This is a genomic window from Staphylococcus sp. AC872 (genome assembly GCF_979255425.1).
The window spans coordinates 183,229-195,612 of record NZ_CEEDKW010000004.1; the positions used below are offsets into that span (position 1 = coordinate 183,229).

The 12,384-nt window shown below is 32.9% G+C and carries 11 protein-coding genes and 1 tRNA gene; 10 read left to right on the forward strand and 2 right to left on the reverse strand.

The genetic code is table 11. The features are described from left to right. Positions 1-2 precede the first annotated feature (2 nt). The 9 genes from uvrA to whiA all read left to right on the forward strand — a co-directional run bounded on the left by uvrA (position 3) and on the right by whiA (position 11,038). Complete coding sequence (uvrA, locus tag ACZ267_RS08095) at positions 3-2,849, forward strand: excinuclease ABC subunit UvrA (RefSeq protein ID WP_019235823.1); 2,847 nt, start codon at positions 3-5, stop codon at positions 2,847-2,849. Positions 2,850-3,133: 284 nt separating this feature from the next. Beyond that, entirely contained in the window at positions 3,134-4,066 is a 933-nt protein-coding gene (hprK, locus tag ACZ267_RS08100; protein ID WP_015365270.1) for an HPr(Ser) kinase/phosphatase, read from the forward strand. A gap of 7 nt (positions 4,067-4,073) precedes the next feature. Next, positions 4,074-4,901: a prolipoprotein diacylglyceryl transferase gene (gene lgt, locus ACZ267_RS08105; protein ID WP_015365269.1), complete on the forward strand. Its 828-nt coding sequence runs from the start codon at positions 4,074-4,076 to the stop codon at positions 4,899-4,901. A 16-nt stretch (positions 4,902-4,917) separates the two neighbouring features. Continuing rightward, positions 4,918-5,400: an acyltransferase gene (locus tag ACZ267_RS08110; RefSeq protein WP_002465356.1), complete on the forward strand. Its 483-nt coding sequence runs from the start codon at positions 4,918-4,920 to the stop codon at positions 5,398-5,400. Positions 5,401-5,418: 18 nt separating this feature from the next. Next, positions 5,419-6,858, forward strand: coding sequence for a tetratricopeptide repeat protein (locus tag ACZ267_RS08115; RefSeq protein ID WP_015365268.1), 1,440 nt, complete (start codon positions 5,419-5,421; stop codon positions 6,856-6,858). Between the two features lie 64 nt (positions 6,859-6,922). Further along, entirely contained in the window at positions 6,923-7,864 is a 942-nt protein-coding gene (trxB, locus tag ACZ267_RS08120) for a thioredoxin-disulfide reductase (RefSeq protein WP_002450908.1), read from the forward strand. Positions 7,865-8,045: 181 nt separating this feature from the next. After that, positions 8,046-8,957, forward strand: a complete 912-nt coding sequence (rapZ, locus tag ACZ267_RS08125) for an RNase adapter RapZ (protein ID WP_463680308.1) — start codon at positions 8,046-8,048, stop codon at positions 8,955-8,957. Beyond that, positions 8,954-9,952 (forward strand): gluconeogenesis factor YvcK family protein, encoded by a 999-nt coding sequence (locus ACZ267_RS08130; protein WP_002466714.1) that lies wholly within the window; start codon positions 8,954-8,956, stop codon positions 9,950-9,952. Before rapZ ends, ACZ267_RS08130 begins: the two co-directional genes overlap by 4 nt. 141 nt (positions 9,953-10,093) lie before the next feature. Next, on the forward strand, positions 10,094-11,038 hold the full coding sequence (whiA, locus tag ACZ267_RS08135) for a DNA-binding protein WhiA (protein ID WP_002466716.1): 945 nt from the start codon (positions 10,094-10,096) through the stop codon (positions 11,036-11,038). Between the two features lie 180 nt (positions 11,039-11,218). Here whiA and ACZ267_RS08140 read toward each other — a convergent pair. Further along, a tRNA-Arg gene (locus ACZ267_RS08140) sits at positions 11,219-11,290 on the reverse strand. A gap of 189 nt (positions 11,291-11,479) precedes the next feature. Between ACZ267_RS08140 and clpP the strand changes: the two genes are divergently transcribed. Continuing rightward, the gene (clpP, locus tag ACZ267_RS08145) at positions 11,480-12,070 is read left to right on the forward strand and encodes an ATP-dependent Clp endopeptidase proteolytic subunit ClpP (RefSeq protein ID WP_002466718.1); all 591 of its coding nucleotides are present in this window, start codon (positions 11,480-11,482) and stop codon (positions 12,068-12,070) included. Positions 12,071-12,178: 108 nt separating this feature from the next. Here clpP and ACZ267_RS08150 read toward each other — a convergent pair whose 3' ends face one another. Beyond that, on the reverse strand, positions 12,179-12,367 hold the full coding sequence (locus tag ACZ267_RS08150) for a hypothetical protein (RefSeq protein WP_015365266.1): 189 nt from the start codon (positions 12,365-12,367) through the stop codon (positions 12,179-12,181). Positions 12,368-12,384 lie beyond the last annotated feature (17 nt).

A 12,384-nucleotide genomic window follows, 5' to 3' on the forward strand; every position in this document is an offset into this window, starting at 1 on the left:
AAATGAGAGAACCATCCATAGTAGTGAAAGGTGCAAGAGCACATAATTTAAAAGGTGTTGATATAGAATTACCTAAAGACAAGTTGATAGTGATGACAGGACTTTCTGGTTCAGGTAAATCCTCTTTAGCTTTTGATACCATTTATGCCGAAGGTCAAAGAAGATATGTAGAATCATTAAGTGCTTATGCACGTCAATTTTTAGGTCAAATGGATAAACCGGATGTTGACACAATTGAAGGCTTATCACCAGCGATTTCAATTGATCAAAAAACAACAAGTAAGAACCCACGTTCTACAGTTGCCACAGTGACTGAAATATATGACTATATTAGGTTGCTATATGCACGTGTAGGAAAACCATATTGTCCTAATCATCATATTGAGATAGAATCACAGACTGTTCAACAAATGGTGGATAGAATTTTAGAATTAGAAACTCGAACTAAAATTCAATTGTTAGCACCAGTTGTTTCCCACCGTAAAGGTAGTCATGAAAAATTAATTGAAGATATAAGTAAAAAAGGGTATGTTCGCTTGCGAGTTGACGGTGAAATTGTTGATGTGAACGAAGTACCGGAATTAGATAAAAATAAAAACCACACTATTGAAGTTGTTGTTGATAGATTAGTCGTTAAAGATGGTATTGAAACAAGATTAGCAGATTCTATAGAAACGGCACTTGAACTTGCAGAAGGAAGTTTAACGGTAGATATAATTGATGGGGAAGAATTAAAATTCTCTGAAAATCATGCATGTCCAATTTGTGGATTTTCCATAGGTGAATTAGAACCACGTATGTTTAGTTTTAATAGTCCTTTTGGAGCGTGTCCTACATGTGATGGTTTAGGGCAACGATTAACAGTTGATATGGACTTAGTTATTCCTGACCCCAATAAAACCCTAAATGAAGGCGCAATTGAACCGTGGGAGCCTACAAGTTCAGATTTTTATCCAACATTATTAAAACGTGTATGTGAAGTCTATAAAATTAATATGGATAAACCATATAAAAAACTTACCGATAGACAAAAGAATATATTAATGCACGGCTCAGGAGATAAGGAAATTGAATTTACATTTAATCAACGATTCGGCGGCGGACAAAGAAAACGAAAAATGATATTTGAAGGTGTAGTTAACAACATCAATCGTCGTTATCATGAATCCCCATCTGAGTATACGAGAGAGATGATGAGACGATATATGACTGAGTTGCCATGTGAGACATGTCATGGTCAGCGTTTAAGTAAAGAGGCACTTTCAGTTTATGTTGCGGGATTAAATATTGGTGAAGTTGTTGAATACTCAATTAAAGAAGCTTTAAATTATTATCAAAATATCGAACTTTCAGAACAAGACAAAGCGATTGCGAACCAAATTCTTAAGGAAATCATTTCACGTTTAACATTCTTATATAATGTAGGGCTAGAATATCTGACATTGAACCGTGCGTCTGGTACATTATCTGGAGGTGAAGCACAACGTATTCGTTTAGCAACTCAAATTGGTTCTCGTCTAACTGGCGTTCTTTATGTACTTGACGAACCATCTATAGGTTTACATCAACGTGATAATGATCGCTTGATTAATACACTTAAAGAGATGAGAGACTTAGGCAATACGCTTATTGTTGTAGAACATGATGATGATACTATGCGCGCAGCTGATTATTTAGTAGATGTCGGACCTGGCGCAGGTAACCATGGTGGCGAAATTGTCGCTCAAGGTACACCTAAACAAGTAATGAAAAATAAGCACTCCCTAACAGGACAGTATTTAAGTGGTAAAAAGAAAATTGATGTTCCAGAGCACAGACGTGAAGTGACTAATAAAAAAATTAGCATCAAGGGTGCTAAAAGCAATAACTTGAAAAACGTGGATGTAGATATTCCACTTTCACTAATGACTGTAGTGACGGGTGTTTCAGGATCTGGTAAAAGTTCATTAGTGAACGAAGTATTATATAAATCTCTAGCACAAAAAATCAACAAATCTAAAGTAAAGCCAGGAGACTATGAGTCAATTAAAGGTATTGACCAATTAGATAAAATTATAGATATTGACCAATCACCAATTGGTAGAACACCTCGTTCAAATCCAGCAACATATACAGGGGTATTTGATGACATACGTGATGTGTTTGCTCAAACCAATGAAGCTAAGATTCGAGGCTATCAAAAAGGACGTTTCAGTTTTAACGTTAAAGGTGGTCGTTGTGAAGCATGTAAAGGCGATGGCATTATTAAAATAGAAATGCATTTCTTACCTGATGTTTATGTCCCTTGCGAAGTTTGTGATGGCAAACGTTATAACAGAGAAACACTAGAAGTTACTTATAAAGGTAAAAATATTGCTGATGTACTAGAAATGACAGCAGAAGATGCGACCCATTTCTTTGAAAATATACCTAAGATTAAACGTAAACTTCAAACATTGGTAGATGTCGGATTAGGTTATGTTACTTTAGGACAACAAGCTACTACTTTATCCGGTGGTGAAGCGCAACGTGTGAAACTGGCTTCTGAATTGCATAAACGTTCAACAGGACGTTCAATTTATATTCTGGATGAACCAACAACGGGTTTACATGTTGATGATATTAGTCGATTATTAAAAGTTTTAAACCGACTTGTCGAAAATGGGGACACAGTTGTCATTATTGAACATAATTTAGATGTTATTAAAACAGCTGATCACATTATTGATTTAGGTCCAGAAGGTGGCGATGGTGGCGGTACAATTGTTGCTACAGGAACGCCTGAAGATATTGCCAATGTCGATAGTTCATACACAGGTCAATATTTGAAAACAGTTTTAGAACGAGATAGAAATGAAGATGAATCATAATAAAATGATGTTATAATTTATATTAAGGTGATTTCAGAGTATACTGGAATCATCTTTTTTAAAAGATTTTTTCATACAATACATATCTAAATAAAATGTAGATACCGCTTTATTGATTATAAGCGATAAACAAACAAAGATCTAACGTTGATTTTGCATTTGTAAAACATGACTATTTTCTAAACATTGAGTTAATATAACTTTTTAATATAGATAGTAGTTTGATTTTTGATATGATTAAAGAAAGTGAATTTGTAGTAACAATTCAATATAGAGGTGAACGCATGTTAACAACTGAAAGATTAGTTGAAGTATTAAATTTAGAATTAATAGCTGGTGAAGAAGGGTTGAATAAACCCATTAAGAATACAGATATCTCTCGCCCTGGTTTAGAGATGGCCGGATATTTTTCTCATTATGCTTCAGATCGAATTCAATTATTAGGCACTACCGAGTTATCATTTTACAATTTATTACCTGATGATGAGCGACAAGGTAGAATGAGAAAGTTATGTCGACCAGACACACCTGCGATTATTGTAACGCGAGGTTTAGAACCACCTAATGAACTTGTTGAAGCTGCAAAAGAGCTTAACACGCCACTCATTGTTGCTAAAGATGCTACGACAAGCCTAATGAGTCGTTTAACAACGTTTTTAGAACATGAACTAGCAAAGACAACATCATTACATGGCGTACTTGTTGATGTTTATGGTGTAGGTGTACTTATCACAGGTGATTCAGGTATTGGTAAAAGTGAAACAGCTTTAGAATTAGTTAAAAGAGGGCACAGACTTGTTGCAGATGACAATGTTGAAATTAGAGAAATTACAAAAGATGAATTAATTGGTAAACCTCCAAAATTGATTGAGCATTTATTAGAGATTCGTGGTCTAGGTATTATTAATGTAATGACATTATTTGGTGCTGGTTCAATTTTGACTGAAAAGCAAATCCGCTTGAATATTAATCTGGAGAATTGGAATAAAGAAAAATTGTATGACCGTGTGGGTCTAAATGAAGAAACATTACGTATCTTAGATACAGAAATCACTAAAAAAACTATTCCAGTAAGACCTGGACGAAATGTTGCAGTGATTATCGAAGTTGCCGCAATGAACTATCGTTTAAATATCATGGGTATCAATACAGCAGAAGAATTTAGCGAACGCCTGAATGACGAAATTGTTCGCAACAGTCATAAAGGTGAGGAGTAGTTAGATGATGAATTTAACGTTAAGTTATATTGATCCTATTGCATTTCATTTGGGCCCATTACAAATAAGATGGTACGGCATTATAATTGCTTGTGGCATTTTATTAGGTTATTTTGTAGCACAAGAAGCATTAAAGAGAGTAGGGTTACATAAGGATACACTAGTAGATGTTATCTTCTACTGTGCAATATTTGGTTTCATAGTGGCACGTATTTATTTCGTTATCTTCCAATGGCCTTACTACATGCAGAATCCAGGTGAAATACCAAAAATTTGGCATGGTGGTATAGCCATTCATGGTGGATTAATTGGTGGTTTTATAACTGGTATTATAGTTTGTAAAATGAAAAATTTAAATCCATTTCAAATTGGAGATATTGTTGCACCAAGTATTATTTTGGCTCAAGGTATAGGCCGTTGGGGTAACTTTATGAATCATGAGGCGCACGGTGGGATAGTATCAAAATCGTTCTTAGAACAGTTGCACTTACCTCAATTTATTATTGATAATATGTATATTGATGGTCATTATTATCATCCAACATTTTTATATGAGTCAGTGTGGGACGTTTTAGGATTTATTATTTTAGTTACAGTTAGAAAGCATTTAAAATTAGGCGAAACATTTTTCTTATATTTAATTTGGTATTCGATTGGTCGTTTCTTTGTAGAGGGGCTTAGAACTGATAGTTTAATGCTAACAAGTCATATTAGAGTGGCTCAGTTAGTATCTGTGATTTTAATTATTATCAGTGTGGCAATAATGTTATATAGACGCTTCAAATACCAACCACCCACATACAAGAATGCTGGACCATTAAGTTGGCCTAAATAGAAGGTGTAATTAAAATATGAGAAAATTAAAACCTCATCGTGAATATCAAATAACTCATACGAATCCATTGTGGCATATTTATCGTTTAGTCAAATTTCCTAAAGTATTAAGACAAACGATTATTATCGAGGTTTGTCGGTACATGCCAAACTTAAAATTGAAAAGTAATATGTATCGTCAATTATTAGGGATGAACATTGGAAAGCATTCTGTATTCGCGTTTAAAGTAGTGCCAGATTTGTTTTATCCAGAGCTAATAACAGTTGGCAACAATAGTGTGATTGGTTATAATACTACAATATTAACGCATGAAATTTTAGTAGATGAATTTAAATATGGAAAGGTAACGATTGGCAGTCATACATTAATTGGTGCCAATGTCACTATACTTCCAGGTGTCACTATTGGAGATCATGTAAAAATTGGTGCAGGAACAGTTGTATCTAAAGATGTACCGAGTAATTCGGTCGCTTTTGGTAACCCTATACAAATAAAATGAATATGGAGGTGACAATCTTTGGCAGATAAAAATAATAAAATTATTTCAATGGCTTTTGATGAACCGTTTTATCGCAAAATGGCAGCACAAAAGTGGAAGCAACAAGACTTTAAAAAAGCAGCTGATTATTATAGTAAAGTGCTAGAATTGTCACCTGAAGATTTTGATATTCAATTAAACTATGCTCAATGTTTAGTTAAACTAGGTTTTGGTAGTCGTGCGGAACATTTATTTTATGAAAATATTATTAATGATAGACGCGTGGCTGATAGTTTTTATGAATTGAGTCAGTTGAACATTGAATTGAATGAACCAAACAAGGCATTCTTGTTTGGTATTAATTATGTATTAATTACAGATGATCAAGACTTTCGTGATGAACTAGAAGAAACGTTCGATGTATCGTATTCTAATGAACATCAAATAGAAGTAGAGGCACAACTTTTTGCAGTACAATTATTGTTCCAATTTTTATTTTCACAAGGTCGTTTAGAGCAAGCAAAATCATATATATTAAATCAAGAAGAAGCAATACAAAATCATCGCGTCATTAAAAATTTATTAGCAATGTGTTATTTATATCTAAGTAAATATGATATTGCTAAGGAAATGTTTGAAGACCTATTAAATGAAGATAATTCAGATGTCCATGCACTTTGTCATTATACTTTATTACTTTATAATACGAACGAAAGAGACAAGTATAAACGTTATTTGAATATATTAAGTAAAGTTGTACCAATGAACGATGATGAAAGCTTTAAATTAGGCATTGTATTAAGTTATTTGAAACAATATCATGCCTCGCAAAAGCTACTGCTTCCACTGTATAAAAAAGGGAAGTTTGCTTCGATACAAATGTTTAATGCCTTAAGTTATAATTATTATTACCTAGGAAATAAAGATGAGAGTATCCAATTTTGGAATAAACTATTACAAATTTCTAAAGTAGATGTAGGATTTCCCCCTTGGGTTATAGAGGAAAGCAAACATGTCTTTGATCAACGAATCTTACCATTATTAATGGATGATGATAGTCACTATAGATTGTATGGTATCTTCCTTTTAAATCAATTGAATGGTAAAGAAATATTGATAACAGAAGATATATGGGCCGTATTAGAAACATTAAATGATTATGAAAAATTATATTTAACATATTTAGTTCAAGGTTTAACGCTGAATAAATTGGACTTCATTCATCGTGGTATGCAAAAACTGTATCAATTCGACCAATTTCGAAATGATACATCATTATTTGTTCAATGGATAGATCAAGCTGAATCAATTATTGCTGATCAAGCAGATTTAACTGAAGTTGAAAGATATTTAGGTGCATATTTATATTTGTATTACCAACAAACAAATCAGAAGTTGACTAAGAAGCAAATCAAAGAATGGTTTGATATTAGTCATTACAAATTAGATAAAACGATAACTTATATTTTGAGCATATAAATTTATGAAATACTTATTTTGATATATAATGCGTTTAATGATTATTTAGTAGGAGGGCAAGTAAATGACTGAAGTAGATTTTGATGTAGCAATTATAGGTGCAGGCCCTGCTGGTATGACGGCTGCAGTTTATGCATCACGTGCCAATTTAAACACAGTTATGATTGAACGTGGTATGCCAGGTGGCCAAATGGCAAATACAGAAGAAGTAGAGAATTTTCCAGGATTTGAAATGATTACTGGACCAGACTTATCTACTAAAATGTTTGAACATGCCAAAAAATTCGGTGCTACGTATCAATATGGTGATATTAAATCAATCGAAGATAAAGGCGATTATAAAGTCGTTAACTTAGGAAATAAAGAAATTACAGCACACGCAGTGATTATTTCAACTGGAGCCGAATATAAAAAAATCGGCGTACCAGGAGAACAAGAATTAGGTGGACGTGGTGTAAGTTATTGTGCTGTATGTGACGGTGCATTCTTTAAAAACAAACGTTTATTTGTTATTGGTGGCGGTGACTCAGCTGTTGAAGAAGGTACATTCTTAACAAAATTTGCTGACAAAGTCACTATTGTTCATAGAAGAGATCAATTACGTGCACAAAGTATTTTACAAGACCGTGCATTTAAAAATGATAAAATTGATTTTATTTGGAGTCATACTTTAAAGACAATCAATGACAAAGACGGCAAGGTAGGATCAGTTACTTTGGAATCAACGAAAGATGGTTCTGAAGTCACTTATGATGCAGATGGTGTATTCATTTATATCGGTATGAAACCACTAACAGCACCATTTACTGATTTAGGTATTACAAATGAAAATGGTTATATTGTAACTGAAGCAGATATGAGTACAAACGTACCAGGTATCTATGCTGCTGGTGACGTAAGAGATAAAGGATTACGTCAAATTGTTACAGCAACAGGCGACGGAAGTATTGCAGCTCAAAGTGCAGCAGATTATATTGAAGCTATCAAAGATAAATTAGAAGCATAAATTAAATACCATTTATCACAACAGTAATTTAAGCTAGAGCAATAGGAGGATTATAATGCTAATAATCCGTTTGTTGTTCTAGCTTTTTTCTAAGTCTTAGTAACGTTCCTTTGTGAATTTGAGTGTGGTATGATGAAGCTATTAATGTACAAATTTCAAATAACTGGCGGTGACCAATGAAATGATGAATTCTGAAAAAGAAATGGGAAAAAGTGAACTATTAGTAGTGACTGGTTTGTCAGGTGCTGGTAAGTCTCTAGTCATTCAAAATTTAGAAGATATAGGCTATTTCTGTGTAGATAATTTACCACCTGTGTTATTGCCTAAATTCGTTGAATTAATGGAGCAAGGTAACCCTTCATTACAAAAAGTGGCAATTGCTATAGATTTAAGAGGCAAAGAATTATTTAAATCACTTGTGAAAGAAATAGATTTAATCAAAAGTAGAAATGACGTTATTGTAGATGTCATGTTTTTAGAAGCAACTACAGAAAAACTAATTTCAAGATATAAAGAATCACGACGTGCGCATCCATTAAATGAAAAAGGACAACGTTCATTAATAGAAGCCATTAATGAAGAACGTGGACAGCTTTCACAAATTAGAAGTATCGCTAATTATGTGATTGATACGAGCCAACTTAAACCTAAAGCATTAAAAGAACGAATTGTTAATTATTATAAGAATGATGATTTTGAAACATTTACGATTAACGTAACGAGCTTTGGATTTAAACATGGTATTCAAATGGATGCTGACTTAGTATTTGATGTGCGATTTTTACCTAATCCTTATTATGTAGAAGAGTTGCGACCATTAACTGGATTAAATGAAGAAGTGTATACCTATGTAATGAAATGGAGAGAAACTGAAATTTTCTTTGATAAATTAACGGATTTATTAAAATTCATGATTCCTGGTTACAAAAAAGAAGGTAAATCTCAATTAGTCATAGCTATTGGATGTACTGGTGGCCAACATCGTTCAGTAGCTTTAAGTAAACGTTTGGGTGAATATCTAAACGAGGTTTTTGATTATAACGTTTATGTTCATCACAGAGATGCACATATCGAAAGTGGCGAGCATCAATGAGAAGAATGAAAGTAGTATTAATCGGCGGAGGAACTGGTTTATCAGTATTAGCTAGAGGTTTAAGAGAATTTCCAATTGATATTACCGCTATTGTCACGGTCGCAGACGATGGTGGTAGTACAGGTAAAATTCGAAATGAAATGGATATTCCAGCTCCCGGAGATATTAGAAATGTTATTGCAGCGCTTAGTGACTCGGAATCAGTATTAACACAATTATTCCAATATCGATTTGAAGAAAATCAAATCAGTGGACATTCATTAGGTAATTTATTAATCGCTGGTATGACCAACATTACGAATGATTTTGGACATGCAATTAAAGAATTAAGTAAAGTATTAAATATTAAAGGTAAAGTAATCCCATCAACCAATTCAAGTGTGCAATTAAATGCCATTATGGAAGATGGAGACATTGTTTACGGTGAATCTAAAATACCTAAAATGCAGAAAAAGATAGACAAAGTCTTTTTAGAACCGGATGATGTTGAACCAATGGAAGAAGCAGTGGAAGCGTTAGAAGAAGCAGACTTAATCGTTTTAGGCCCAGGTTCGTTATATACGAGTGTCATTTCTAACTTATGTGTGAAAGGTATATCACATGCACTATTAAATTCATCTGCGCCTAAACTATATGTATCTAATGTAATGACACAGCCAGGTGAAACTGATGGTTATGATGTGAAAGAACATATTAATGCATTACATCGACAAGCAGGACAATCATTTGTCGATTACGTCATTTGCTGTACTGATCAATTTAATGATAATGTTTTACAAAAATATAGAGAAAAACATTCAGAACCGGTTGACGTTAACGTTGATGAATTAAAACAGGACGGTATTAAAGTGATTACTGCATCTAATCTAGTTGAAATATCAGATGAACATTTAGTAAGACACAATACCAAAGTATTATCTACTTTGATATATGAAGTCGCACTTGAATTAATTAGTACAATTCAATTTGATCCTAACAGCAAACGTCAGCAGTAGTCATGATGAGAGGATATGAGAGTTAGAATTTATTTAAGTCTGTAAATTCAATGAATGAAAAATAATTTAAATGAGATTAATTTAGAAAAAAGTCATTGCGAAAGAATCATGTAGGCGATGATAGGAAGGAATGAGTGTTCTATGAGCTTTGCATCAGATATGAAAAATGAATTAACTCGTATAGATGTAGATGAAGCTAATGCGAAAGCAGAGCTCAGTGCATTAATTCGTATGAATGGGGCACTTAGTTTGTCCAATCAACAGTTTGTGATAAATGTTCAAACTGAAAATGCCACAACTGCTAGAAGAATCTATTCACTGATTAAGCGTATCTTTAATGTTGAAGTAGAAATATTAGTACGTAAAAAAATGAAATTGAAGAAAAATAATATTTACATTTGTCGTACAAAGATGAAAGCACGAGAGATTCTTGATGAATTAGGAATTTTAAAAGAAGGCGTATTTACACATGAAATTGATCCAGAGATGATTCAAGATGATGAAATGAGACGAAGTTACTTGCGTGGCGCATTTTTAGCAGGGGGTTCTGTCAATAACCCTGAAACATCTTCATATCATTTAGAAATCTTTTCTCAATTTGAGAATCATTCTGAAGGATTAACTAAGTTGATGAATAGTTACGAATTAAATGCAAAACATCTTGAACGTAAAAAGGGTAGTATCGTTTATTTAAAAGAAGCGGAAAAAATATCTGACTTTTTAAGTTTAATTGGTGGATATCAAGCACTACTCAAATTTGAAGACGTACGTATTGTACGTGATATGAGAAATTCCGTTAATCGATTAGTAAACTGTGAAACAGCCAATTTAAATAAAACTGTGAGCGCAGCTATGAAACAAGTTGAAAGTATTCAATTAATTGACCAAGAAATTGGTTTAGATAATTTGCCAGATCGTTTACGTGAAGTCGCGAAATTACGTGTTGAACATCAAGAAATTTCTTTAAAAGAATTAGGTGAAATGATTTCCACAGGACCTATTTCTAAATCAGGTATGAACCATCGATTAAGAAAATTAAACGAATTAGCAGATAAAATCCGAAACGGCGAGAAGATTGAATTATAAAAAACTATCCCAATGGTATGAGATTCAGAAAAATATATCATATTGAAATGATAAAATAAAAGCCATGTCTCATTGATAGAACACATTGTGTAATCATGTATTCTAAATTTGAAGATCATGGCTTTCTTCTGTTAATTTGAATCACTACATAAGCAGTCTTTGTATTTAACCATATATGAGCCCCCTCGAAGGGAATCGAACCCCTATTCTAAGAACCGGAATCTTATGTGTTATCCATTACACTACAAGGGGAAAATAGATAAAGCTTATTTCTGTACTAAATGATATAAAATCAGTACAATCAAAAATAGTTATTTCTAGTGTACAAAAGTAATTCACTTAACGTCAATTAGCAATTAAACTAAAAGAACTTTATTTTTGACCATTTTTGACTTTTAGGTTAAAATATGAAGTAACAGTTATTACAAGGAGGAAATATAGATGAATTTAATTCCTACAGTTATTGAAACAACAAATCGTGGTGAACGTGCGTATGACATTTATTCACGATTATTAAAAGACCGTATTATTATGTTAGGTTCACAAATTGATGATAACGTTGCTAACTCAATTGTATCTCAATTATTATTCTTACAAGCCCAAGACTCTGAAAAAGATATTTACTTATATATCAATTCACCAGGGGGAAGCGTGACAGCTGGCTTTGCTATCTATGATACAATTCAACATATCAAACCAGATGTTCAAACAATTTGTATTGGTATGGCTGCGTCAATGGGTTCATTCTTATTAGCAGCAGGTGCAAAAGGTAAACGTTATGCTTTACCAAACGCTGAAGTAATGATTCACCAACCATTAGGTGGTGCACAAGGTCAAGCAACTGAAATCGAGATTGCTGCCAACCATATTTTAAAAACTCGTGAAAAATTAAATCGTATTTTTTCTGAAAGAACAGGTCAATCTATTGAAAAAATCCAACAAGATACTGATCGTGACAATTTCTTAACAGCTGAAGAAGCTAAAGCATATGGTTTAGTTGATGAAGTTATGGAACCAGAAGGTAAACAATAATATTTCTATTTAATTAGACATATTAATCGAAGTTCAATAAAAAGAAGTCAGGACCGTCATTTAAGGTCCTGACTTCTTTTTTATTTAAATTGATTTGCTTGAAATTAACTATTTTAACTTATGTCTCAATCCATTAATTGAAATATACGAGACTATAAGACCAATAATGATAAATAGGACAGAGAGTAATATCATAATTATTGTTTGATCAAATACTAAGACACCATTCAAAATACAGATTAGGCCTGCTATTATCATTAAAATGTATGTGAGTTTGTCATTTTGATTGTTTTCCATTGTTGTTGTACCTCTTA

Coding starts and splice junctions, on each gene's coding strand:
- uvrA (WP_019235823.1), top strand. CDS start 3: ATGAGAGAACCATCCATAGTAGTGAAAGGTGCAAGAGCACATAATTTA.
- hprK (WP_015365270.1), top strand. CDS start 3,134: ATGTTAACAACTGAAAGATTAGTTGAAGTATTAAATTTAGAATTAATA.
- lgt (WP_015365269.1), top strand. CDS start 4,074: ATGAATTTAACGTTAAGTTATATTGATCCTATTGCATTTCATTTGGGC.
- ACZ267_RS08110 (WP_002465356.1), top strand. CDS start 4,918: ATGAGAAAATTAAAACCTCATCGTGAATATCAAATAACTCATACGAAT.
- trxB (WP_002450908.1), top strand. CDS start 6,923: ATGACTGAAGTAGATTTTGATGTAGCAATTATAGGTGCAGGCCCTGCT.
- rapZ (WP_463680308.1), top strand. CDS start 8,046: ATGATGAATTCTGAAAAAGAAATGGGAAAAAGTGAACTATTAGTAGTG.
- ACZ267_RS08130 (WP_002466714.1), top strand. CDS start 8,954: ATGAGAAGAATGAAAGTAGTATTAATCGGCGGAGGAACTGGTTTATCA.
- whiA (WP_002466716.1), top strand. CDS start 10,094: ATGAGCTTTGCATCAGATATGAAAAATGAATTAACTCGTATAGATGTA.
- clpP (WP_002466718.1), top strand. CDS start 11,480: ATGAATTTAATTCCTACAGTTATTGAAACAACAAATCGTGGTGAACGT.
- ACZ267_RS08150 (WP_015365266.1), bottom strand. CDS start 12,367: ATGGAAAACAATCAAAATGACAAACTCACATACATTTTAATGATAATA.